The sequence below is a fragment of the Dyadobacter sp. HNCC25DJ183 genome (assembly GCF_056895175.1).
This window is the reverse complement of record NZ_JBXHAP010000002.1, coordinates 17,930-43,346: the sequence shown is the minus strand read 5'-3', so window position 1 is coordinate 43,346 and position 25,417 is coordinate 17,930. Positions and strand designations below refer to the sequence as shown.

Below are 25,417 nucleotides of genomic sequence, written 5' to 3'. Positions count from 1 at the left end.
CGCGATACATGTAATGTGAACATCACATCCTCTAATTTCGAAGTGCGTTTTAATCATACTAGCAATGAGCACCACTAAATCCGCTGTATCAGCACCGAAAGTACTTGTAGTGGATGATGACTCCGATATCGTTGAGCTCCTCGAATATAATTTAACCAAGGAAGGCTATTCAGTACTCACAGCCTCCAATGGGAAGAAAGCAATTGAAATTGTGAAGACTTTTACCCCGGACCTTATCCTTCTGGATATCATGATGCCGCAACTTGACGGTATCGAAACAGGAAGGATTTTGCGCCAGAATCCCGACATCAGAAATACTTACATTCTTTTTCTCACCGCACGCTCCGAAGAGTATTCTGAGGTAGCTGCATTTGATGTTGGCGCAGACGATTACATTACCAAGCCGATCAAGCCACGCGCGTTGATGAGCCGCATTAATGCATTGTTCCGCCGCGAAGCCCAGAAAGCTGAATCAGGAGATACGATTGACATACTCGACCTTTCGATCAACCGCAAGAACTATACGGTAACTCAGGCTGGCGAGAAAGCGATCGTGTTACCTAAGAAGGAATTCGAATTACTGTTTTTCCTTGCTCAAACTCCTAACAAGGTTTTCAGCCGCGACGAGCTGCTTCAGAAGATCTGGGGAGCTGACATTTACGTTTTGGAGCGCACAGTTGATGTACATATCAGAAAGCTGAGGGAGAAATTGGGCGACCAATACATCAAAACCTTAAAAGGCGTAGGCTATATGTTCAGTAACGAGCCCGCATAACGCTTACTTCTGAATACTTACCGAATCCGCTTCGGTCTGCTCCTCTTTTTGCTTGTTCTTGTCCTTTCTCCGACGGAAGGCGAGCTTGATATTCACCTCGCCATTCTCGTCGATTGCGCGCAGGAAGATTTTGGAGCCATCTTTTTTCTCCTCGTTGTTTGGATCGAGGACGTAGGTTGAGTCGCGCTTTTTAAGGTTACTCAGCGGGATTTGAATGTTAATGTCCGTTTTATTACCAAAGCTGTAAACGCCGTCCAGATAAAGTGTAAGCACATTGGACTCAATTTCCATGGGTGCAATCTGGATTTCCTGACCCACCAGCCTGATATCATTACGGATAGGAGCAAACCGAACGCGTTCAAAATTGCGCTTCTTGAATATAAGCCGCTTCATTTTCATGAAAGGCTCAAAGTTGATAATGTACCCGTTTGAAAGGTCAAATGACAGCTCTCCACGCATAGTGGAGGGCATTAACCGCACGTTATTATTCAGGTTAGCCTCGAACTTGAAATCGGTATTGAGAACACCCTTGATGTTGTCGCTAGTAATCGCTTTCTGACCAAAATTGTCGAAGGAATAGAACACGGAATGCACATCTGCATTGACGATCTTTCCCTTCACCGCCATTCGCGGCAGCTGTCCGCGCCCGGAGTTATCCATATTCCCCGATATCCGCATACTGCCTTTGCCAAATGCTTTCATCACGAAATACTCAATCCTGACCGCGTTATCCTTAATTGTAAACTCGCCTTTCACATCCCTTGCGGTGAACTGACGGTATTGCAGCTCTTTGGTATCCAGTTTTGCGGTAATCTCCATTTGATCGATCGCATTATCGAGCAGCTGCGACAATCTCAATTTCCGCCGCCTGTTTTCCGGCGCATTCGTTCTTGCAGCAAACAGGTTTTCCAGCCAGTTAAGCTTCCATTTCGGGATATTGATATCCACCGTAGCGCGCAAAGGCTTGGGCGAACCAAAAAGGTAAGGTATCAGGTCAATCAGCTTTCCACGCATGTAGAGCATGTTTTGCCCGTCAGAAAAATGCAGATCCTGAAATACCAGCGCTTTTTCATTGAAATTGAATTCACCATCGATCTTGGAAAGATGGACTTTCCGCGGCAGGTAATCCATTGCAATGTTATTGACGGTTGCTCTACCTGTTATTTTTCCGTCGAACTTGTCTTCCCGGGCATTATAGAAGTTTTTCAGGCTGCCATCAAAATGAAAATCGATCCTCGCAGTCCCCTTCTTGAAAACATACCTGTCCGGGTCAAGCAGCGAGCCCAGGTTAGTAGAGTCTGCCAGAACGTGTCCTTCGAGCACCGCCCGCGGAGACCGGAAATCTTTAACCGAAAACTTAAAGTGAAACGGTATTTTCTCAAATAAACCCGTGATTTTAGGCGCGGTTAAAGCGGAGTTGCGCACATCGGGAATGCGTGAGGTATCTGCCTGGTTTGTAAATGTTCCAAAAGCTTTGATCTGCCTGAGTGTTCCTACGGGCAGGTCATATTTGAATGTATCTGTTTCAAATCTCACATCTACACGTGGCTGTACCGCGGACAACTGCCCTACTACATTCACCTTGGTATCAACTTTGGTTTTAACACCGAGAGAGTCAATCTGGCTCCGGAGTTTTTTGGTTAACAGCGGCAATGCATTGTCCACTTCGATCTGATTGGCAGAGAAGTTCATTCTAAACTTCCTGATCGTATCTGAAAAGTCAAATTCTCCATTGATGTTGATCTTGTCGTGCGTGGCGCTTTCCAGGATCGAGGGATATATTTTTAACTTCTTGTTTTCACTGTCAAATGCAAGAGCGAGGTTCAGGCTGGTTTCCTGGTTAATCAAAAACCCGCCTTTCTCAGGTTTGAAAGTAAGTCCCCTGAACAAAACAGATCCTTTGAAACTGGAATTGGATGTACTGTCTGTTACTGTTATAATGTTGGTAGCGTCGTGGAAAAGCGCGCCGTAGTATTTTTTCTTGACTGAATCGGCAAACATCACGCCGAAATTGATAAACCGGAGGTGGCCAAACTTCTCGACTATATTGTTGCTACCCGACTTTTTCTTCTTGTCCTTTCCTTCTCCGGATTGAAAAATGGTCAGGTTAGAATATCCATTGCGCATTGTAAACAGGTTCAGCGAACCGTCTTGCAACACCAGGTTTTTGATCTTGATATTTCCCTTGTAAAATCCTTTCAGATCCAAAGCAACGTGGATGAGCTCAGCTTCCAGAAATGGTTTTTGGTGGGTAGTAAAAAGGCTGTCGGTAAGTCGGACCTTGTATAAGGTAAAATTCAAGCCCAAGCCGCCGTAAAAAGGGCGGAATTTGAAATCATCTATTTCGAGGTTTCCATTCAGGTTTTCATTCACCACTTCCTGAACACTCCTGAATATTCTTTCCTTATTCCTGTCCACCCATATTTCGACTGCTGCAAACATGAAAACGGCACAGAGGACAACAATTCCAAAGATTTTCAATACTCTTGCAAACATGAAACGAGGGGTTTAACGCAATTGCTCTTAGCAGGATAGCATTGTAGCGCCGACTGCAGCAATATACATCCATTAATAACGTGCCAGCTTATATCCCATCAACCAAGTGAGGTATCTTAAAGGTTCACCTTCGCTATTCAAGGCAAAAAATCGTAGTTTTGCCGACTCTTTCTGAGATCAGTTTCAAATAGTCAAACATATCGCAGCAACAATGCTACTAAGCGAACAGGAAATATTGCGCCGCCAAAAGCGCGAAGAATTGATAAAGCTGGGGATTGAGCCTTACCCGGTTGAGGAGTTTGTGGTTAACACATACGCAGGGGATATCCTTAAAAATTACGAGAACAATAAGATCGACTACAAACATGTGACAATGGCCGGCCGGCTTATGGGCTTCCGCATTATGGGAAGCGCCGCATTTGCCGAGTTTCAGGACAGCACAGGTCGCATTCAGCTATATTTCAGAAGGGATGATCTTTGTCCCGGAGAAGACAAAACTTTGTACAATACAGTTTTCAAGAAACTGCTGGACATTGGTGACATCATTGGAGTTGCCGGGTTTGTATTTACTACGCAAACGGGTGAGATTTCGGTCCATGTGCAGGAGTTCAAGATCTTAAATAAATCCCTTCGCCCGCTACCTGTTGTAAAGCGCGATGAAGAAGGAAACATTTACGACGGTTTTACTGATCCTGAACTAAGATACCGCCAGCGCTATGTAGACCTGATCGTAAATCCGGATGTACGTGAGATTTTCGTAAAACGCGCCAGGATTATCACCACGATGCGGTCGTATTTCGATTCAAATGGCTGGCTGGAAGTAGAAACACCTGTGCTGCAATCCATTCACGGAGGTGCTGCTGCACGTCCATTCGTCACACACCACAATGCATTGGATCTTGGATTATACCTGCGTATCGCTACCGAGCTCCATTTGAAAAGATTGATCGTTGGGGGATTTGATGGGGTGTACGAGTTTGGAAAGCTTTTCCGGAATGAAGGAATGGACCGGACGCACAACCCGGAATTCACGACAGTGGAGCTGTATGTAGCTTATAAAGATTATATCTGGATGATGAAAATGACCGAAGAGCTGCTTGAAAAGGTGGCCATTCAGGTTAACGGAACAACCAAGGCGAAGTTTGGGGATGTGGAGCTTGACTTTGCAGGACCTTACCCAAGGCTGAGTATCACAGATGCGATACATCAATATACCGGGCTTAACGTGGAAGCACTTGATGAAGAAGCGATACGTGAGCAATGCAGACAATGGGGAATGGAAGTGAGCGAAAGCATGGGTAAAGGAAAGCTGATTGACGAGATTTTTGGTGAGAAAGTAGAAGAGCATATTATTCAGCCTACTTTCATTACCGACCATCCTGTTGAAATGTCGCCGCTTACGAAAAAGCACCGGACCAAACAGGGAATGGTGGAGCGATTTGAGCTATTTGTAAACGGAAGAGAGATCGCCAATGCATATTCTGAGCTGAACGATCCTCTTGAACAGCGTGAAAGGTTTGAAGATCAGCTGAAACTGAAAGAACGCGGCGATGACGAAGCGATGGAAATGGACGACGATTTCCTGCGCTCACTTGAATACGGAATGCCGCCATCGTCAGGGATCGGGATAGGGGTCGACAGACTTACGATGCTGCTGACAGACAATTCGAGCATTCAGGAGGTGATATTCTTCCCGCAAATGCGGCCTGAGAAAAAAGCTGAAATGGCGAAGGAGGCCGACTATATCAATGCAGGCGTACCTGCTGTGTGGATACCGGCTTTGCAGAAAATGAATATTCTGACGATCGAGCAGCTAAAAGCGGCAAACCCGAACAAGATCTTTAATGATCTGGGCGGAATGCGAAAGAAGCTGAAAATAGACGAGAAGATGCCTCAGCTTGACGATGTAAAAGCCTGGGTTGAATAGAGTAAAAACGAAGAAAGCCACTCTCGCGAGTGGCTTTCTTCGTTTCATGCAAAAAAAATACAGTTATATTTTTTTTACCTGTACAGCATTAAGTCCTTTTTTACCTTCAACGACTTCGTATTCTACTTGGTCATTTTCACGGATAGTAAGTCCTCCCAATCCTGTCACATGGACAAAGATGTCTCTGTTTGTGTCGTCTTCAACGATGAAGCCGTATCCCTTAGCTTCATTGAAAAATTTTACAGTACCTGTTGGCATAATGTTGAAATAAAAAAATTGAAATAAGGTGAAAACACAAGGATTTTATTCGCGATTCAGTAGATATTCGAAATGCCTTCACCAAATAATTGAGGGAGGCTCAACGCAATGGCAAAAGAAATTTTGGAAATTCTTGTTAAGACATCTTGATTATAATGAACAACTTACAAAATCTTTAATCACAAAGAAACAAAAATTGTTTGTAAAACAATTTATTTGATAAAAGAATTTGTAAAGTAACGACTTAGCGGTATTTTGCTTCACCATACCCTTTGATAAAAATCCGTCAGGTTGATTGTTTATCCCCTCTAAAATTGGTAACTATGAACTAACAATTCGAGAAAGGCATGAACAAACTTCGGTACTACGTTGAGAATCAAATATTTGGAGTATGTGCCAAGCTAGGTGAAAAGCTTAATTTTCCGGCGAGCAGCATTAGAAAATACTTCATCTACGCCACCTTCATGACTTTTGGCTCACCGATCATATTGTATCTGGTACTTGCATTCTGGATGGAGATCCGGCAGCATTGGAGAAAGAGCAATAGTCCTACGATTTGGGAGCTGTAGGCGGGTTTATCCCTGAAAGTTGATCAAAATGGTGCTTTCCACGCACGAAATAATCCCAAACAATACTCCTTGAATATAGCGGCGCCCTGTACGTTGTACGTGGTACATCTTTCATAAGCGACGGGATCATCCTGTAAAACGCGAAATGCGCTCTGATAATGGCAAGTACATCAGGCCAGGCGCCCGCTGCCATGAATCGCACGCTCGATATCCCGTCTAATGTAACCCTTATCAACACCGTTTTCCACCGCCTTCCTTTCGGCAGGTTTTTAAAAAGCATGATCAGGTTATTACGATAGTTGAGAAAGGTTTTTCGCGGATTGGATTTGTGCAAAGTACCGCCGCCAACGTGGTAAACAGCTGATTTTCCGCAATAAGTAACGCGATACTGCATATTCAGAAGCCGCCAGCAGAGATCGATTTCCTCCATGTGCGCGAAGAAGGATTCATCGAACCCATTTGCTTTGTGGAAAGCGGAAGCTCGCATAAAAAGACAGGCTCCTGTTGCCCAGAACACATCTTTTTCGTCATCATACTGCCCAAGGTCCTGATCACGGGTATCAAAAATTCTTCCCCTGCAAAAGGGGTATCCGAGGTAATCCATAAAACCGCCCGCAGCACCTGCATATTCAAAGTGCGTAGGCAGGTCGTAAGCAAGGATTTTGGGCTGACAAGCCGCAATGCTGGCGTCAGATTCCATGAAGGAAATGACGGGCTCAATCCAGTCGGGCGTTACCTCAATATCTGAATTCAGCAGTATGTAGTAATCCGAGGTAATTTGCCTGAGCGCTTCATTATAGCCTCCTGCATATCCTTTGTTTTCGGCAATCCTTAATGTCTTGATTTCGGGAAAGTTTGCACTTACCCAATCGAGTGAATGATCGGTAGAAGCATTGTCCGCTATCCAAATGTCGTGGCCGACCGAATAACGGACAATGTTGGGGAGAAACTTTTCGAGATAGTACTTACCGTTGTAATTCAGGATTACGATCGCAACAGAGGAGGTCATTGAGGAATTATTATTTCATAAACCCACTCAGATCTAGCCCTGGGATATTGGGTAACACACCGTCAGTTGCTTTTTGTAAATGCGCCTTGATTTTGGGTTCAATGTTATCAAAAGCACGGTTAACCGCTGCAACGATAAGATCCTGTAACATTTCCTTATCCTCAGGTTTGATCAGGTCCTGATCGATATCGAGGCTGATCAGCGACTTTTGTCCATTTACAGTGGCTTTTACCAACCCGCCGCCTGATTCAGCTGTTTCCGTGATTGTGATGAGTTGTTCCTGAGCTTCTTTCATCCGGGCCTGCAGGTCTTTCATTTTACCCATCATGCCCATCATGTCTGCCATATTTCCAAACATATCTTTAAACCGTTAAGTGTTAGCTTCTACAAATTTCTTTGAAGATTTCTACCTTAAAAGCATAAAAGTACCACTTTTTTCAACTGTTTGGTTGATGTCGTCCACGAAAGTCATTTTGTAAACGTAGGACCCTACGGGTGCGTTTTCGCCATTGATCGTTCCATCCCAGCCTTTGGCAATATCCTCTGAATGAAAAACCACCTCACCCCACCTGTTTAGCACAGAGAATGCAAAAGATTGAAGTTGGGTTGATTTTGCTTCCAGCACGTCATTATAGCCGTCTCCATTGGGGCTGAATGCGTCAGGCACAAAAACCCCTGCACTTCTGCGGTAATTGATAATGTTCGACAAACTCTCAAAATTCCCCGAAACCGATTTCGCGCGAATCTGGAAATTATATTCAAGATCGCTCTGTGCATTGAGTTGCACGGTGTAGCTTGTTTTAAGCTGATTGGGAATGGCAGTAGCGCCACCCGAGGCAATCTGGCTTACTTCATAACTCTCTGTACCTTCAAGTAAAGGAGATTCAGGAGACCAGTTTAGTGTAGTCAGGTTCTTTTTTAAAAGGATCGTACAAATGGGCTGAGTAACGGGAAGCTTCTGCCCACAGGAATTCTGATAATTGAAGCGGTAGCAGTAAGAAGTCTCGGCTGTTTTTACTTCAGGATCGGAGTATTCACTTTGATTATAAAGTGTAATTATCTTTCGAAATGTTGGTGTTCCGGATTCAGCTTTTTCAATGGAGAGATCGTAGGTACTATTTGGCCCCGCTCCCGGCACATTTGCTTTTATAACAACCATATTGTCCCCCGCAACAGAAACAGAAGCTTGTAATATCGGCCGGGCAGAGGAAACCTCCGTTTTCACACCAACAGGTGCAGAAGTAGATGTTACTTCTTTAAGTTTAGCGATTAGCTGGTATTCTGAATAGCTTCCGCAGGCAACATCCTCATCCGTATAAGTGATCTCTTCAATTGAACTGAAGCTCTTGATGATCGTTCCATCCCGCAGCAGATCGTAGCTGACAAAATCAGCATCGGCGGGATATTTATTCCATGTTAAAACATTCTTCCCATCCTCCGACTTCCCCGCCAGCGTCATACTTGTAATGACTTTGCTGTCTGTCAACCCCTGGCAAAGGTCTTGGGAAGAAAGCTTGACCTTGTAGCTTTGGTTTACATTAACATTGCTGATATCCACTGGCTGTAAGCCGCCTGAGGATCTTCTTCCGGCAGTTCCGTATGTGTTTCCGTCTGTACTATACTTGATTTCAGTAGGTATGGCAGTTACACCCAGATAATTCAGCCGCAAAATTCCGCTTCCCAGCATTTCAACCGACTTAATTGATATATCGTTAAGCTGGGCCTGCTGAAATGAAATCGGGATGTTGGCAGTTGCGCCCTGTGCACAGGATTTACCAACATGCAGCCCTGTCACTTTTACTGTCGGGCTTGTACTTGTATTTGTGTAGTTATGTTCAAATATATAGCTGTCGCCTCTTCTCCATGTTGAAGTCTCACCATCCCCCCATTCAATCCTGGCCTCATCATAACCTGCAATTATCTGGTCTTCCCCTAAACTAAGGGTTATCTTTCCGCCTCCGCAAGAAGAATATGCTGCTGTAAGCTGACGATTTTCGAAGACTGTCACGCTCTTGCATGCATAAATTACACCGCTTGGAACTACTACCTGCTGAAGTACTACAAAACTTCCCCTGATGTTATAAACATTTGAAGTGATAGTACTTAGGCTTGGCGCAGATCTGCCGTCATAACCGTAATTGTATGACACATTCAGACTGTTCGAAACAGTATTGGTAAGCTTTACAGCCAAAGGCGCACATCCTTCTGAAACATCTATATCAAAACCACCTCCACCTTGCTTACATAGACCAATTGTAGGATCCTGTGCATTTGCGGGCGATTTAAGTAAACAAAGAAGAACAACTAGAATTGATTGAAGAGGTAGCAATAATTTCATAAGTGTGCAATATTAAGCTTCGGCTATAACGACAGTCAATTTAACATTGAGCAATATGGAATTGTGAAGAGTATCGGGGAGATCTTGAAAACAGGGTCGCAATCTACGCAAATAATTAACGGGAGAGACTCCAAACTATTATCCGTACAATCAATGGATTAGAAAAATCCTACCTTATCAATAAAAAGCTACCTTTCCGCGCCAGTTTTTGACCTGAACTGTCAGTTGCATTGATCTGGTAAATGTAATAGCCTCCCGCAGCCTCTTTGCTATCAACCTTTCCGTCCCAGCTTCCCGACAAATCGCTGGTATGAAAAACCACTTCACCCCAACGATTGAAAATAGACATTTCAAACTCGGAAATGAAGTACCCTTTCACCTCAAAGCGTTCATTGTGAGTATCCCCATTTGGTGTGAATGCATCCGGTACCAGTACGATCGGATCACTTCTGAATCGAAGCAGATTGGAGTAACTGGTCATCGAGCCGTCAGCCGACTGCGCCTCAACCCGGAAAGAATAGGAAGACTGTTTAGCAAGATCCAGAACATGTGCCGTGCCCAGATCTTTGGGAATTACAGCTTCAATGTTGCCCTGGCCATCAAGCTGATGCAAATTGTAGGAACTTACCGGCTCTGTAAAAGGTGATTCTGCATTCCAGACTATTTCCGGTGCCTTGCTCAACAACAGAATGGAACAAACCGGGCTACTGAAATCTGGTGATTTCTGGTCGCATGCATTCTCATACTGAAAACGATAGCAATAAGATTCTGCGGAAGGATTAACGTTGGTATCCACAAATTGCAGGCTCTGATTGTCCGCCGCAGATATCTTTTGAAAATCGCTGCTACCTAATGGAGCGCGTTCAATAATGAGATCGTACGAACTGGTCAGTCCCTCACCAACTAATGTAACCTGCGTGGTGATCGTGCTATTGTCCTGAACTGTAACACTCGCGCGATTGATCACACCGGGAATGGAGGTTTTAGGTTCCATTACAATCGGTGCTGAATAAGAGCGGATATCGTTGCCGATGATCGCTACAATTTCATATTTGTAACTATTTCCGCAAGTCACATCCGTATCAGAATAGGAAAGTTCAGTAGCTGACGAAAAGATAATAGAACCATCTCTTTTCAACTGATACATTGTCAAATCCCCTGTATTAGGCAAATTTCGCCAGGAAAGTGAAATGATTTCATCCAACGACAGCGCAGCTTCCTGAATACTAATACTGCTTACGATGGGGCTGTCTACCAGTTCATCACAAATGTTTTTGGAAGAAAGCTTGAACCTGTACAGCTTCTTCGGGTCCAGGCCTGCGATGGTGGCAAGCTGAGTTCCCCCATCCTCCCCGACCTTTCCGGTTGAAGCAAATTGACCATCCCCATTGTCCATCAAAACTTCGGTAACAACACCTTCTACGCCTTCATATAACACCTTTGCCTCACCTGATTCCAGCATTTCCACGCTTTTAATTCCAATTCTGGCCAAAGACTGCGGAGTAGTTCCGGTCAAAGTTCTTACTCCCATTTTCTGCTGGCAATCCGCATTCCGGTAGCTTCCTTTTAAAGTAATGGGCCGGCTGGCATTAGATGCGTAACTATGATCAAGGTATAAACTGCTGCTTTTGGGACTCCAACTCTGCGCAGAACCATCGCCCCAGTCAACTATAATCGCATCGTATGCATTGGAAATACTGTCACTGATCAATGTTAATCTCACTTTTCCATCGGAACACCTGATCAACTCCGCATTCGGCGCACGCGTCTCTTTCACAATCACATCCGCACATTGACTAAACCCCGTCCCATTGGCGCTTCCATATTGCAGAATTGTGTAGCTACCCGGCAGATTGTAGGTGAAAGTAGAATCCGGTGTTGCCAACGGTGGGTTTGGGGCTGTCGTCTGCGAACGATCGAAGTTGTAAGCATATGTAACACTTTCAGCTTTCGGGACCAAGTTTTTCAAAGTGACAGTCAGCGGCGCGCAACCCTGCGAGGGTGTGATGGAAAATCCGCCCGTATTTCCGCAAAAGCTTTGACCTGAAACCTGGTAGGACGAAGCCAGGAATAAGCCCAATACAAATGCGATCAACTGCCTGAAATTCATAGATGAGTAGAAATGTCCGCTGATAAGTCGTCTTGCTCCAAACTTTGAAACGGTTAAGATAAATCCATTGTTAACCATTCGACCAAGTTCAAAAATAGAACTTTCGATATTAACAATATACCTTTGTACGGTAAAAACGAGTTTTGGTTTAAAACTATTTTTCATCAACCCGATTAATGAATAGCACTAACAATCCGATTAAGTTGGATTCCATAGAAGATGCCATTGAGGCTGTCAAAAGAGGTGAATTGATCATTGTAGTGGACGATGAGGATCGTGAAAATGAAGGTGACTTTATCTGTGCAGCAGAGCTGGTTACCCCCGAAATCGTCAATTTCATGGCGCGTGAAGGTCGCGGCCTGATCTGCGTTCCCATCACGGAAGAGCGCTGCGTTGAGCTGGATCTCGAAATGATGGTTGGCAACAATACTGCATTGCACGAGACTGCATTCACCGTCTCCGTCGATCTTTTAGGCAACGGTTGCACGACCGGTATCTCCGCAAGTGATCGTGCCAAAACCATTCAGGCGCTTGTAAATCCTGCGACCAAACCCGAAGATCTGGGCAGGCCTGGACATATTTTTCCTTTGAGGGCAAAAAAAGGCGGAGTACTCCGGAGAACGGGGCACACAGAAGCGGCCATTGATTTTCCGAGATTGGCCGGGTTATCTCCTGCTGGCGTTTTAGTCGAGATTTTGAATGAAGACGGGTCAATGGCGCGCCTTCCTCAACTGCGCGAAATTGCCAATCGGTTTAATCTCAAACTGGTCAGTATCAAAGATCTGATCGAGTACCGGCTCCGCGAAGAATCGTTGATCAAACGGGAAATTGGCGTGGATATGCCAACTGCCTGGGGTCATTTTGACCTCATTGCATACCGTCAGATCAACACCGGCGATCTCCATTTGGCTTTGGTAAAAGGAACCTGGGAAAAAGACGAACCTGTACTGGTACGTGTCCATTCTTCCTGTGTTACCGGAGATATTTTCGGTTCCTGCCGTTGCGACTGCGGTCCGCAGCTGCATGCCGCAATGGATATGGTAGATAAGGCGGGCAAAGGTGTGATTGTATATATGAACCAGGAAGGACGCGGAATCGGGCTCCTGAACAAGCTGCGTGCTTATAAGTTACAGGAAATGGGCCGTGATACCGTTGAGGCTAACCTCGAACTGGGCTTTCCAATGGATGATCGCGACTATGGTGTTGGTGCGCAAATCCTGCGTGACCTCGATGTTACCAAAATCAAACTCATCACAAACAATCCCAAAAAGCGCGCTGGCCTGATCGGATACGGACTTGAGATCATTGATTCCGTGGCTGTGGAAATTCCTGCGAATCCATTTAATGAGAAGTACCTTCTTACAAAAAGGGACAAAATGGGACATAACCTGAGCAATCTTACCATTCCTGTTAATAAAGGATGATAACCATCAGGACCGCTGAAACAGAAGCTGACATTCTCAAATGCCGCGGCGCTATACAGGCGCTAAGACCGGGTTTGTCGGATGAAATATATCTTTCGGAAGTTGCAAAAACACTGGTAGACAACCGGAAAATCATTTTTGCAGAAACGGAAAACGAAGCGGCCGCAGTAGCTGTTTTTGAAACGGGTTATAACCTGTTTCGGGGCAAATACATCTATATAGACGATCTTTCGACGCTTCCGCAACATCGTGGAAAAGGTTGTGCCGGAATGCTGCTGGACTGGATCATGGATTATGCCCAGAGAGGCAATTTTGATCAGGTACACCTTGATTCGGGCGTTTCAGAAGCAAGAGCGGATGCGCACAGACTCTATCTCAATAAAAGATTTCAAATTACCAGCCTCCATTTTGTAGCCAAAGTGTGATGATCACGAAAACTGCAATGGATCAAGTGAGCCTATTTTACAAATGAACATTAATCAGATCTTTGAAGCGTTCGATTCCCTGCGTGTATTGGTGATCGGCGATGTTATGCTGGACTCTTACGTCTGGGGAAAAGTAGACAGGATTTCACCTGAGGCGCCGGTGCCGGTTGTAACTGTTCAAAGGCGCGAATACCGCCTCGGAGGAGCCGGGAATGTGCTTTTGAATGTACAATCACTCGGAGCGGAAGCGATTGTTTGCTCGGTGATCGGTGCTGACAGTTCCGGAGATTTGCTTGAAAATAGTCTCAAAGAAAAAGGCTTGAACTGTGAAGGGCTGATTCGCAGCGATGCCCGCATAACCACAATCAAAGAACGCATTATCGCGGGCTCACAACAGGTAGTCCGCATTGATACCGAAACGGACCGCCCTATTTCCAGGAGCGAAACGCAGCAGCTGGTGGAAAAAGCGAAAGAGCTGATCCCGACCTGTCACGTCATTATATTCGAAGACTACGATAAAGGTGTTCTCACGGCTGAGTCCATCGGCGAAATAACTGCATTTGCCAACTCGCTTAATATCCCGACAGTTGTAGATCCCAAAAAACGCAACTTCCTTTCCTATAACCATACTACCCTTTTCAAGCCAAATTTGAAGGAGCTTAGGGAAGGTTTGAAAGTAGAATTCAATGTCGACAAGCCGGAGGAATTGCGCGCGACTGTGGAGCAGCTGAAAGAGACTTTGAATGTAAAAGGTGCATTGATCACACTTTCTGAACGCGGTGTTTTCATTGATCTGAATGGAGAAACACACAAGCTGCCTGCGCACATTCGCCACATCGCCGACGTTTCCGGTGCAGGTGATACCGTGATCAGCATTGCTGCCTGCTGTGTTGCATTGAACCTGCCGCCCAAGTCGATCGCGGCGATTTCAAATCTCGGTGGCGGACTGGTTTGTGAAATGGTAGGCGTAGTACCTATTAACAAGGCACTTTTGAAAGCCGAGGCAGAAAAACTAAACCTGGCGTGATCCCCAAAACAACGCGATTACCAGTTAATACCAGTCTGTCCGAGGCCCATTCTCTTGATAAACTTGGAAGAAAGACTTGACCGGCTTGTAATGTAGCGTACGCTCGCTCCAATGTAAGGCGTTGTAGCCGGTGTGTAGGAAGTCAGATTTTCCCTTGCGCTGTTGAATGTACGAAGCTGCCGGAAGGTAGTAACACCAGCTTCAAGTGAGACATTTATTACGCTGAAAAGGTGAGCATTGGCCGACATTCCGATTTTGATATGCCGGTAATTTTCTCTTCTGAGGGTTTTCTCTTCGGGTGTCTGAAACTGAAAACCGCCGCTGTACCCATTCAGCCCGCCAAACATATCCACATTGAACCACTTGGTTGCCTTATAGTTTACATTGGCCACAAAAGGCAGTAATGCAGAAGCCCGCCAATGTTTTCCCAAACCCTTATTGACCCCGAATACCGGCACGAAACGCAATTTCTGATTGTAAGCAATGACTGATCCGTAGGCAATCTGCGTTCTTAAACCAAGAATATGCATCCGCGCGGCACCTCCCCAGAAAAATGGCTGCGGACTAAAAAATGTCTCGTTTGTCTCCGTCATCCCCAAACCCCCGCCATAGGCCCAGAGCCGGTCCTTGATGCTCGCCTGCAACCTGATAATGCCGAGTGAAAGTGTCTTGTAGCCATTTCCAGGAACATTCTTAGTGTCGATAGTAGGCTGGATCTGCGTGTATTGTGCGATAGCTACGGTATGTACCGCACGTAAATCAAACTTTTTTCGCAAGCTGAATCCCAGCTGCACCTCACTTTGCAAAGGAATAACTCCAAGGAACCCGGTTCTTGACATGCCATAATCCTGCACGCCGTCGAGGCTGGAAGGCACATAGTAATCTGCTTTTAATGTAAGATTAGGATAAAAGAGCCGGCTTAATGCAAAATGTTGCGCGTTGGCAGCTGTTATCGTCAATAACAAAAGACACGCCAGGGAGTACCGGATGTTTATCATAAAGCAAAATTAGGGGGTGCGTTAATCTGGCAGATAACGTGAAAGTAAAATGGGGTATTGTGTTTGAAACTATGAGGGACTAATTTGACCTGGATTTCTGAATACATTTCACACGTTAAGAATCCCGCCAGCCATGATCAAATTACCCTCCATTCGAATAGTAACCGACCAACTTACCCACACGATCAGGCGTTTCCCCTGGGTGGCAGCGGCAGCGATCTGTAAAGCGGCTGTGTTATGGCGGTATATTGAATCGGTAGGTAATGCTGAGGAAGTAAATCTGATGATCCGCCTGGTGTACCCGCTTTTTTTGGCAACTCCGCTGCTGATCGCTATTCAGCTGATTTCGGAACAAAAACAATGGAAACCTTCTTTGGTGATTGGGATAAACCTGTTGCTCTCAGCAATTCTCACGCTCTATTTTTTTACTATTCCCAATGAACCCTCTTCGATCGATTTTTACAGATTTATGCTTTTCATGGTTGCGTGTCACTTCTTCGTTGCATACGCCCCGTTTTTAAGTAAAAGTCAGTCAAATGGCTTCTGGCAGTTCAACAAGACACTTTTTCTCCAATTTCTGAATGCATCATTGTATGCCATTACCTTATATATCGGGTTGCTCATTGCTGTAAAAACGGTCGAATACCTTTTTAACATTACCTATCTCATTAAAATAGAAAGCGACCTCTTTGTATTAATCGCCGTTGTTTTTCATTCGCTGTTCTTTCTTAGTAAGATCCCTGCAAATCTGCATTCACTGAACGACGAAACCAACTATCCCGCGGGACTGAAAATATTTACACAATATGTTCTGCTGCCATTGGAAGTAGTTTACATGGTCATCCTGTACGCCTACACAGTACGGATTCTTTTTAAATGGAAACTGCCGGATGGAGGAGTTGCCTATCTGGTTATGGCGTTCTCGATTGCGGGGATACTTGCGTTATTGCTCCTGCACCCTTTGAGGGAATCGGTCAGGGAAAAATGGGTGAGGCTATTTTCCAAAAGATTTTACCTCGCGCTCCTCCCCCTTATTGTACTGCTTTTTATAGGTATTTTCAGAAGGATCAATGATTACGGTATTACTGAAAACAGGTATATCATAGCTGTTCTGGCATTCTGGCTGGCGGGAACCACCATTTATTTCCTGGTCAATAAACTGGCGGATATCAGGTGGATACCGGTCTCCCTTTCTGCCATCGCATTATTGCTGGCAATCGGACCGTGGAACATCTTTGTTGTCGCCAGACATAGCCAAATCCGGACTTTTGAGAAAATACTTCAAGACAACAAAATGCTGAATTCAAGTGGACATATATCCGGGAAAGTATCCGTTGATCTAGAAGATTTCCGGCAATTAGAATCGATCATTCAGTTTTTCAATACACGCAAACAGAAAGGATTGGAAAAGTATTTTCCAGGATTAAAAAAGAAATACAAAACGGATTATCAGCATTATGAAGAAATGCGGCAGATCTTGGCCGGGCACGTGGTGAACAAGCCCGATAACTTGGGACGATATGGAAATTACGCCAATTTTTCGTCCCGATCCCCTGAAAATGAGAATGCTACCTTGTCGATCTCAGGCTTCAACCAACTTGCATACTTTCAGCTAAATCAGTCAACGCAATTAAAATCCGGTCCATACAAACTTGACGTTTCAGCAAATGGACGGTTTATTCATCTTTATAAAAATGGAAGTAAGCTCAACACCTGGGATCTGTCTGAAAAGATACGAACGTTGAAATCTGCTTACGGTAATAACTTCGATTCGGTACCGGCCAGCGAAATGATGATCCGGTACACAAGTGCTAATGAAGATGTAGCAATTGCTTTTTCTTCCATTAACCAGGGCACAGATTATTATTTTGGAGAAGGAGTGCTGTTGATAAGGTAATATCCCGACTCATCTTGCCTACCTGAGCGGATAATTAAAACAGTAGAATCAGTAGTACATAATTCTTCATGGCATGTAAGGTTGTTAGTCATAAACTTAACCAAAATGCATGATGAACGTAACACTGCTCCTGATCATGATCTGTTTCTCAACAGTTGCCTTTTCGCAAAGCGCCGGGCAGACCTATGCCGAAAAGCTGGGTTATCCCAAGGGTAAAAAGGTCCTGATTATCCATGTCGACGATGTAGGAATGAGTTACGAGTCAAACCAGGGCGCAATCCGTGCGATCCGGGAGGGAGTCGCCAATTCGCTGAGCGTGATGATGCCGTGCGGCTGGGTACCGGGCTTTGTCAAATACTGGAAAGAAAATAAAGACCTCGACGCGGGATTACATTTGACGCTGACTTCTGAATGGAAAGACTATCGCTGGGGACCTTTGGCCGGGAAACAACAGGTAAAAGGCTTAACAGACCCCGAGGGCGCCTTGTGGCCCAGTGTTGCCGAAGTAGTAAAGAATGCATCACCTGACGAAGTAGAACAGGAGATCCGTGCACAGCTCGACCGTGCCAGGTCAATGGGCTTTGAACCTACGCACCTTGATTCACATATGGGGACATTGTTTGCTACACCCCAGTTCATAGAGCGGTATCTTAAAGTAGGAATGCAGGAAAAAATCCCAGTCATGTTTCCCGGAGGTCACAATACTGCGGTGCGTGCGGAAGAAAAACTGGTTGCCGAGCAATTTGAAATGACACAAAAAGTTGGACAGCAACTCTGGAATGCAGGCCTGCCCGTACTCGACGATCTGGAAAACAGCAGCTATGGCTGGAAAGGCCCTGAAAATGGCGATAAGTCGGAGAAGGCAATGCAACGATACAAGACAGTAAAGTACATTGAAGCTTTTGGCAAACTAAAACCCGGACTTACAATGGTGATCATGCATTGCACCATTCACACCGAAGTTTTCCCGAAAATATCAGATTCATGGCCGACGAGAGAAGGTGATTTTCTCGCGATGATAGATCCTGAATTGAAAAAATACATTGAAAAAGAAGGCATTGTACTGACTACCTGGCGCGAAGCAATGCAGCGCAGGCAAAAAGTGAAGTAGGCGCGAATTATGGCAATCCGCCATTTTCGACTCCGATATGAAGTGCGATAATCTTGTAAAAATCAGGCGGCAGGAACGGTTTGACAAGATAGTCGCTGAACCCGCTGGATAATGCCCGCTCCCGTTCATCTTCAAATGCAGAAGCAGTTAATGCCACGATCGGCACATCAGGATTCAGCGTCCGGATTTGCTTTGTGGCTTCGAAACCATCCATTACGGGCATTCTCAGATCCATGAAGATCAGCTCGTGGCCTTTGTCGAGATACAGATCCACCGCCTGCTTCCCGTTTGCCGCCAGGTCAAACGGGATTTTTTTTCTTTCAAGAAGTCTTGTCGCGAGCATCAGGTTGGTGGCGTTGTCATCGACCAGCAATATTCTGGAGTTGAGATTGAAATGGGCAGTAGGCAACTTCTCGACTGGCAATTGAGGCATCTTTTTGACAGAATAAGGCAGTTCAATTTGAAATGAGAATGAAGAGCCGCTGCCGAGCCGGCTTTCCAGCTTGATCTCTCCGCCAAAGAGGCGAACAAGCTCCCTGGATATTGCCAATCCCAGCCCGGTACCACTATCCTGCCTTTTAACCAAGCTTTTAACCTGCGTGAAAATCTGAAATACATTCGATTGCTGCGATTCTGATATACCGATCCCGCTATCGGAAACTTTGAATGCAAGCGTAATGATGGAGTCAGTCCGGCTCACTTCTGCTACTGAAAAGCTGACAAAACCACGATCTGTAAACTTGATCGCATTATGTACCAGGTTTGTAATTACCTGGCTCAATCGCGTCTGGTCACCTGTAAGCTGCGGCAGGGATTCTGGAATATTAAACAGCAGTTCGAGGTTTTTCTCTCTCGCTTTCGGGACAAATGTGTTATAGAGGTTTTTGAACAATAATTCGGGATCAAAGCTCTCGGAATGCAGCTTGACGTGGTTTGAATTGATTTTGTTGAAGTCAAGAATATCATTGACTACCGCCATCAAATGCGCGGCCGAGAATTTCAATGTTTCAATGAGCTCCTGCTCCTGACTATCCCTTGATTTATTTTCCTGCAGAAGATGGACGATACCTACAATCCCATTCAGCGGAGTACGTATCTCGTGGCTCATCGTGGACAGGAACTCCGACTTTGCTATGGTTGCATTCTCTGCGATTTGCTTTTGTTTTTCAAGCTTTTCGTTTTGGGTAGCCAGGGTATATCTGTAAAAAAACTCCCGCTTGTCTCTTTTTTCATTAAGCAGCATGATAAATGGAAAAAGTAGCTGCCCCATAAAAAAGAACAAGCCGCCTTCGCGTAAAAATTGAAAGAAAAACTCCGGGTGTCGCGCGTATAAGGCAATGGGAAAACTGATTAAAATGAGCGCAGTGGCTACTACCGCCTTCCAAACCGGCCAACGCACCATGAAGAATGTAAATATTAGAGCGAGCGTCATATTGAATGTAGCCCGGCCGTAATAGTCGTGTGGAACAGTGGCAAGAATGTATGCGTGAATAGGAATGAGGGCTAAGTAGGTCAGAAATGAAGATCTCTGACTGGAAATCCGGCCACTCAGATGCAGAAACAGGAGCACGAGCGACACAAAGCTGAAAACGAGTTCAACTGTGAGTATTTCGGCGAATGCAGGGTTGTTCCGCAGCAGATAAAGGAGTGAAGTGGCGGGGTAACCCAGGAGGAACGCTATGCAAAAGATGAGGTTCCCCCAACGGGCCTTGATTTCCCGTTCTTTTTTCCACAAAATGTCGAAATCACCCGTGTAAGTGGCACTTTTCAAGAATAAAGATTTTAAACGCTGAGATATGATGCAGAAGGTCTTGTAACCCAAATTTACAAAATCATTAAAAAAATAGGGTATCCAATTTCTTGAATACCCTACTTTCAGCATTAAAGGCTATTTCTTACAAGTCAATCGCCTCTCCGTAAGCCGCTTCTGTTGCGCCTTTCAAAGCCTCAGACATAGTCGGGTGCGGGTGGATTGACCGCAGGATCTCGTGCGAAGTTGTTTCCAGCTTGCGGGCTACTACTACCTCGGCGATCATCTCGGTTACATTGGTACCGATCATGTGCGCGCCAAGGAATTCGCCGTATTTAGAATCAAAAATCACTTTAACGAAACCGTCCGTTGCACCGGCAGCAGTTGCTTTTCCGGAAGCTTTGAATGGGAATTTACCCACTTTGATATCGTAACCTGCTTCTCTTGCTTTCTTTTCTGTGTAGCCAACAGACGCAATTTCCGGCTGGCAGTAAGTACATCCTGGGATGTTACCGTAGTCGAGTGCCTCTGTTTTGTGTCCTGCAATTTTTTCAGCACAAATGATACCCTCGGCAGTAGCGACGTGCGCCAATGCCGGGCCAGGTGTACAGTCACCTATTGCGTAGAAACCGGGAACGCTGGTTTCGTACCATTCGTTAACCGCGATTTTGCCTTTTTCGGTTTTGATACCTGTTTCTTCCAAACCGATATTCTCGATATTGGAAACAATACCTGCTGCTGAAAGCACTACATCTACCTGGAAAGACTTTTGTCCGTCCGGCGTTTTCACCGAAACAACGCAGCCGTTTCCGCTGGTATCTACATTCTCAACCGTAGAATTTACGTAGGTATCCACACCCAGCTTTTTGTATTGCTTGGCGATCTCTTTTGAGATCTCCTCATCTTCTACCGGTACCAGGTTTGGAAGGAATTCCACCACGGTAACTTTCGTGCCCATGGAAGCGTATACATACGCAAACTCCATTCCGATTGCACCAGAACCGATCACCAATAGAGATGCAGGCTGTTTTTCAAGGCTCATTGCCTTGCGGTATTCAATGATTTTCTGTCCGTCGATCTTGATATTTGGCAACTCGCGCGCACGTGCACCTGTTGCAATGATCACACCTTTATTGGCAGTGTAATCCGTTTTCTTACCGTCTTTATCAGTAACCTCAACCGTTTTCTGCCCCTTCACCTTACCGGCGCCCATGATAACGTCGATCTTATTCTTTTTCATCAGGAAGGATACCCCTTTGCTCATCGAATCGGCAACCCCGCGACTGCGTTTGATTACCCCAGAGAAATCAGCAGATGATTCGCCTACATTGATCCCGTAGTCTTTTGCATGCTTAATGTATTCAAAAACCTGAGCACTTTTCAAAAGCGCTTTGGTAGGAATGCAACCCCAGTTAAGGCATATTCCACCCAGACTTTCTTTTTCGATAATTGCAACTTTAAGTCCTAATTGGGAAGCACGAATGGCTGCCGGATATCCCCCGGGGCCGCTACCAATTACAATCACATCATATGTTTGAGCCATTTTCTGGTATTTTTATTGATAAGAAATGGGTACACTAAATTTCTCGCAAAGTTAAGACGATTTGCCGGAATGCCTACACGGACAGTAGCTCCTATTTGATTGAAACCGACCATTCTTGTGAATTGTTATACCTTTGTAACTAACAGTGCCCGCTGATACCGCTGTTGACCACTTTTTGTCACACTGAGCGGAGTCGAAGTGAAGGCACTACGCTATTTCACTTCGACTCCGCTCAGTGTGACAAAGTATTCAACAACGTTTTAGCTTGCCATTTTTTCAACTTAACATTCAAAAACTTCAAATGACAGCAGAGCAATTGAAAGACTTGAAGGCCCGTGTAGAGGCTTTGGGGAGGTATCTTTGACTACGGTAACCGTAAAAAACAACTAGAAGATCTTGAACAGCAAACTGTTCAACCGGAGTTCTGGAATGATTCAGAACGTGCCGAAAAAACAATGCGGGAAATTCGCGGACTGAAATTCTGGACAAATGGCTACGAAGAACTGGCGCGCCTCCGCGACGATCTGGATACCATTTGGGAATTTTATGAAGCCAAAGAAGCTACCGAAGAAGAGGTAGACGAAGAAGGCAAAAAGCTCTCAGACAAGCTGGAAGAAATTGAATTCCGGAAAATGATGGGCGAAGAAGGCGACGAACTGCCTGCCGTGATCGAAATTAATGCAGGCGCCGGTGGTACCGAGTCGCAGGACTGGGCTTCGATGCTGATGCGGATGTACATCATGTGGGCGGAGAAAAATGGCTACAAAGTACGTGAAGTGGATTTGCAGGACGGTGATGTGGCAGGAGTAAAATCTGTAACATTGGAAATCGACGGCGAATATGCTTATGGTAACCTGAAATCTGAAAACGGTGTACACAGGCTCGTGCGCATTTCGCCGTTTGACTCAAATGCGCGGCGCCACACTTCCTTTACCTCCGTGTATGTGTATCCGCTGGCTGATGATAACATCGAAATTGACGTAAACCTGGCTGATATTACCTGGGATACGTATCGCTCAGGCGGCGCGGGTGGACAGAATGTGAATAAGGTTGAGACTGCAGTTCGTCTGCATCACAAACCTTCGGGCATTATCATCGCCTGCCAACAGGAGCGGTCGCAGCTGATGAACAAAGAAGTCGCAATCAGGCTTTTGAAGTCGCGTTTGTACCAGATTGAGCTTGAAAAGCGCAACTCAGCACGCGCAGAAGTGGAAGCTTCCAAACGAAAAATTGAATGGGGCTCCCAAATTAGAAGCTATGTACTGGATGATCGCCGGGTAAAAGACCACCGGACTGACCATCAGACCTCCAACACGGATGCGGTACTCAATGGTGAAATCAATGATTTTATCAAGGCTTATTTGATGGAATCCTGAGTAATTGAAAAACCTCCGATCGCCGATGGATTATCGGGGTTGGAGGTTTTACTGTTTTTTGTTAAATTTCTAATCAAACAGCAGAATTATGACTGGTATCAGATATATCACAAATGACAAAGGTCAAAAGACCGATATAGAGCTTATTGCTCAATTGAAATCAGAAGGAAGAATATCGGGTGCTATATTTAATTGAAGATACAATCCGGATTGTTGAAATTTCCGGTGTTAAGTACCGCCGAGATGCTTATGAGTAATTATATAGCTCAAAATCTCCCCTACCACAAACTCGGCCACGGCCCACGCATTCTCCTCGCATTTCACGGTATCGGGCAGGATGGACTGAGTTGTTTTAAGCCTGTCGAACACTTACTGGGAAAGCACTATACCATTTACGCATTCGACCTTTTTTTCCACGGAAGCAATGCAAACTCAAAAGTTGACGTCATTTCAAAACCATTCTGGAAAGAGTTGCTCAGCGACTTTTTAATCAAGAACGACATTGCCGATTTCGATGTCATAGGTTTCAGCATGGGCGGCAGATTTGCATTGGCTACGCTGGAAGCTTTTGCCGACAGGATCGGGCATGTTTATCTCATTGCCCCGGACGGAGTTTCTGAAAATCCCCTATACTCTATTGCAACGCGGAATGCATTCGGCCGGTCACTTTTTCGACAGCTAATGCAAAAACCTGCATTCTTCTTTAAAACAATCCTGATTCTCGAAAAATTGAACCTCGTTAACAGCAGCCTGATCCGCTTTACACAACACGTTCTCAACACACCAGAAAAACGGAGCACTATTCTACGTTCGTGGATTGCATTCAAGAATCTCCGGTTTGACATTCCCCAAATAGGCAGGCTTGCAAAGGCTCACAACGCACGTATATTTCTGTTTACCGGCGAGTTTGACAAGCTCTTAAAACCTCACACCGTCAGCAAGCTAGCCAGGTTGCTGCCTGCTAATCAGACTATCCGTCTAAAAAGCGGCCACTCGCAACTGGTTGCACATTCTGCTGCGTGGATTTGTACATTATTTGAGTAACTTGTCAGACACCCATCTGACGTTATGCAGCAACATTTACCTCAAAATGACACCAACTGGCGGTTAAAGGCGATCATCGGCGGCTCCGCCGGGAACCTGGTTGAATGGTACGATTGGTATGCCTACTCCGCTTTTTCGCTCTATTTCGCAAGTACCTTCTTCCCGGACTCCAACCCGACGGTACAGCTGATCAACACAGCAGGTATTTTTGCAGTCGGATTTTTAATGCGACCAATCGGCGGGTATGTCTTCGGGAAACTGGCTGATACGAGAGGCAGGAAAGTCGCGATGACATTGTCGGTGTTACTGATGTCATTCGGCTCTCTGCTCATCGCATTTTTACCGGGGTACAACAGCATCGGTATTTTAGCGCCAATCCTGCTGCTGATCGCGCGCTTGCTGCAAGGATTGAGCGTAGGCGGCGAGTACGGTACTTCGGCCACTTACCTGAGCGAAGTAGCAACTGAGAAGCGGCGTGGTTTCTATTCGAGTTTTCAATATGTGACATTAATCGGTGGACAGCTCATTGCACTTGGCTTGCAGCTGATCCTTCAAAACATATTTCTTACTGACAAGCAAATGCACGAATGGGGCTGGCGCATTCCCTTCATTTTCGGTGCCGCATTATCACTGATCGCCCTGTACCTGCGCGCACATTTAACTGAAACAAAAGCATTTCAGACAAAAACACAGGAAGTAAAAAAAGAAGGCTCATTGAAAGAGCTGCTCAAACATCCCCGGGCAATATTGATTGTAATCGGTCTGACACTCGGCGGCACGCTCGCTTTTTATACCTATACCACTTACATGCAGAAGTTTCTGGTTAACACCGTCGGGCTTACCAAATACCAATCTACGATCCTCACCTTTTGCTCTCTCTTTATTTTCGCAGCTTTGCAGCCGCTTTTCGGCGCGTTGAGCGATCGCATTGGCAGGCGCCCATTGCTGATATCTTTTGGTGTATTGGGTACCATCTGCACTTACCCGCTCTTAACTACATTGAGCAAAACAACGGATATGTGGTCGGCTTTTGCGCTTTTAATGGCCGCGCTGATCATTGTAAGCGGGTATACTTCCATTAATGCAGTGGTAAAAGCCGAGCTATTTCCAGTGGAAGTCAGGGCACTGGGCGTGGGGCTCCCCTACTCGCTTACAGTCGCAATCTTCGGAGGAACGGCGGAGTATTTTGCGCTCTGGTTTAAAAACCTGGGACACGAAAGCTACTATTACTGGTATGTGACCATCTGCATTTTCATATCGCTGGTGATCTATATCCGCATGAAAGACACAAAACATACTTCCCTCATCGAAGACCATTAACCTTCCGTAGCAACAGCTGA

Annotated in this window: 20 protein-coding genes; 11 read left to right on the top strand and 9 right to left on the bottom strand. The window is 45.4% G+C overall.

What is annotated here, in order from left to right:
* The first annotated feature begins 64 nt into the window (after positions 1–64).
* The gene (locus AC1XTG_RS04125; protein WP_484841117.1) at positions 65–775 is read left to right on the top strand and encodes a response regulator transcription factor; all 711 of its coding nucleotides are present in this window, start codon (positions 65–67) and stop codon (positions 773–775) included.
* A gap of 3 nt (positions 776–778) precedes the next feature.
* On the opposite strand, the gene AC1XTG_RS04120 is transcribed toward AC1XTG_RS04125, so the two are convergent.
* On the bottom strand, positions 779–3,271 hold the full coding sequence (locus AC1XTG_RS04120) for an AsmA family protein (protein ID WP_484841116.1): 2,493 nt from the start codon (positions 3,269–3,271) through the stop codon (positions 779–781).
* 211 nt (positions 3,272–3,482) lie between these two features.
* Here AC1XTG_RS04120 and lysS point away from each other — a divergent pair, with 211 nt between their 5' ends.
* Positions 3,483–5,198 (top strand): lysine--tRNA ligase, encoded by a 1,716-nt coding sequence (gene lysS / locus AC1XTG_RS04115; RefSeq protein WP_484841115.1) that lies wholly within the window; start codon positions 3,483–3,485, stop codon positions 5,196–5,198.
* Between the two features lie 63 nt (positions 5,199–5,261).
* Here lysS and AC1XTG_RS04110 read toward each other — a convergent pair whose 3' ends face one another.
* Complete coding sequence (locus tag AC1XTG_RS04110; protein WP_026629450.1) at positions 5,262–5,456, bottom strand: cold-shock protein; 195 nt, start codon at positions 5,454–5,456, stop codon at positions 5,262–5,264.
* Positions 5,457–5,803: 347 nt separating this feature from the next.
* Here AC1XTG_RS04110 and AC1XTG_RS04105 point away from each other — a divergent pair, with 347 nt between their 5' ends.
* Positions 5,804–6,025, top strand: coding sequence for a PspC domain-containing protein (locus AC1XTG_RS04105; protein WP_056279397.1), 222 nt, complete (start codon positions 5,804–5,806; stop codon positions 6,023–6,025).
* Here AC1XTG_RS04105 and AC1XTG_RS04100 read toward each other — a convergent pair.
* The 4 genes from AC1XTG_RS04100 to AC1XTG_RS04085 all read right to left on the bottom strand — a co-directional run bounded on the left by AC1XTG_RS04100 (position 6,006) and on the right by AC1XTG_RS04085 (position 11,482).
* Positions 6,006–7,034, bottom strand: a complete 1,029-nt coding sequence (locus AC1XTG_RS04100; RefSeq protein WP_484841114.1) for a glycosyltransferase family 2 protein — start codon at positions 7,032–7,034, stop codon at positions 6,006–6,008. The two genes, AC1XTG_RS04105 and AC1XTG_RS04100, sit on opposite strands and share 20 nt — an antisense overlap.
* Positions 7,035–7,044: 10 nt before the next feature.
* Positions 7,045–7,392, bottom strand: coding sequence for a YbaB/EbfC family nucleoid-associated protein (locus tag AC1XTG_RS04095; protein WP_082489051.1), 348 nt, complete (start codon positions 7,390–7,392; stop codon positions 7,045–7,047).
* Between the two features lie 48 nt (positions 7,393–7,440).
* Positions 7,441–9,372, bottom strand: coding sequence for a T9SS type B sorting domain-containing protein (locus AC1XTG_RS04090; RefSeq protein ID WP_484841113.1), 1,932 nt, complete (start codon positions 9,370–9,372; stop codon positions 7,441–7,443).
* A 169-nt stretch (positions 9,373–9,541) separates the two neighbouring features.
* Complete coding sequence (locus AC1XTG_RS04085) at positions 9,542–11,482, bottom strand: T9SS type B sorting domain-containing protein (protein WP_484841112.1); 1,941 nt, start codon at positions 11,480–11,482, stop codon at positions 9,542–9,544.
* 176 nt (positions 11,483–11,658) lie between these two features.
* On the opposite strand from AC1XTG_RS04085, the gene AC1XTG_RS04080 reads away from it, so the two are divergent.
* Genes AC1XTG_RS04080 through AC1XTG_RS04070 form a run of 3 tightly spaced genes read left to right on the top strand, consistent with a single transcriptional unit; the run spans position 11,659 to position 14,358 of the window.
* Positions 11,659–12,906, top strand: a complete 1,248-nt coding sequence (locus AC1XTG_RS04080; RefSeq protein ID WP_056279390.1) for a bifunctional 3,4-dihydroxy-2-butanone-4-phosphate synthase/GTP cyclohydrolase II — start codon at positions 11,659–11,661, stop codon at positions 12,904–12,906.
* Positions 12,903–13,331 carry a GNAT family N-acetyltransferase gene (locus AC1XTG_RS04075; protein WP_484841111.1) on the top strand — a complete coding sequence of 143 codons (429 nt, stop codon included), beginning with the start codon at positions 12,903–12,905 and terminating at the stop codon, positions 13,329–13,331. Before AC1XTG_RS04080 ends, AC1XTG_RS04075 begins: the two co-directional genes overlap by 4 nt.
* 43 nt (positions 13,332–13,374) lie before the next feature.
* Positions 13,375–14,358: a bifunctional heptose 7-phosphate kinase/heptose 1-phosphate adenyltransferase gene (locus tag AC1XTG_RS04070; RefSeq protein WP_484841110.1), complete on the top strand. Its 984-nt coding sequence runs from the start codon at positions 13,375–13,377 to the stop codon at positions 14,356–14,358.
* Between the two features lie 17 nt (positions 14,359–14,375).
* Here the strand turns inward: AC1XTG_RS04070 and AC1XTG_RS04065 are convergent, their stop codons facing one another.
* Positions 14,376–15,356, bottom strand: coding sequence for a hypothetical protein (locus tag AC1XTG_RS04065; RefSeq protein WP_484841109.1), 981 nt, complete (start codon positions 15,354–15,356; stop codon positions 14,376–14,378).
* 133 nt (positions 15,357–15,489) lie between these two features.
* Between AC1XTG_RS04065 and AC1XTG_RS04060 the strand changes: the two genes are divergently transcribed.
* Positions 15,490–17,253 (top strand): DUF4153 domain-containing protein, encoded by a 1,764-nt coding sequence (locus AC1XTG_RS04060; protein ID WP_484841108.1) that lies wholly within the window; start codon positions 15,490–15,492, stop codon positions 17,251–17,253.
* A 112-nt stretch (positions 17,254–17,365) separates the two neighbouring features.
* Entirely contained in the window at positions 17,366–18,364 is a 999-nt protein-coding gene (locus AC1XTG_RS04055) for a polysaccharide deacetylase family protein (RefSeq protein ID WP_484841514.1), read from the top strand.
* A 7-nt stretch (positions 18,365–18,371) separates the two neighbouring features.
* Here AC1XTG_RS04055 and AC1XTG_RS04050 read toward each other — a convergent pair whose 3' ends face one another.
* Together AC1XTG_RS04050 and lpdA are read right to left on the bottom strand one after the other, a co-directional pair.
* The gene (locus AC1XTG_RS04050; protein WP_484841107.1) at positions 18,372–20,135 is read right to left on the bottom strand and encodes a response regulator; all 1,764 of its coding nucleotides are present in this window, start codon (positions 20,133–20,135) and stop codon (positions 18,372–18,374) included.
* A gap of 124 nt (positions 20,136–20,259) precedes the next feature.
* Positions 20,260–21,657: a dihydrolipoyl dehydrogenase gene (lpdA, locus tag AC1XTG_RS04045; protein WP_056279381.1), complete on the bottom strand. Its 1,398-nt coding sequence runs from the start codon at positions 21,655–21,657 to the stop codon at positions 20,260–20,262.
* A gap of 301 nt (positions 21,658–21,958) precedes the next feature.
* On the opposite strand from lpdA, the gene prfB reads away from it, so the two are divergent.
* The 3 genes from prfB (at position 21,959) to AC1XTG_RS04030 (ending at position 25,397) form a co-directional block, all read left to right on the top strand.
* A protein-coding gene (gene prfB / locus AC1XTG_RS04040) for a peptide chain release factor 2 (protein ID WP_157474498.1) occupies positions 21,959–23,033 on the top strand; the annotation gives its coding sequence in 2 pieces (ribosomal slippage) (positions 21,959–22,018 and positions 22,020–23,033; 1,074 coding nt in all).
* A gap of 249 nt (positions 23,034–23,282) precedes the next feature.
* Positions 23,283–24,077 carry an alpha/beta fold hydrolase gene (locus tag AC1XTG_RS04035; protein ID WP_484841106.1) on the top strand — a complete coding sequence of 265 codons (795 nt, stop codon included), beginning with the start codon at positions 23,283–23,285 and terminating at the stop codon, positions 24,075–24,077.
* Between the two features lie 24 nt (positions 24,078–24,101).
* Positions 24,102–25,397, top strand: a complete 1,296-nt coding sequence (locus AC1XTG_RS04030; protein WP_056279376.1) for an MFS transporter — start codon at positions 24,102–24,104, stop codon at positions 25,395–25,397.
* The last annotated feature ends 20 nt before the right edge of the window (positions 25,398–25,417 follow it).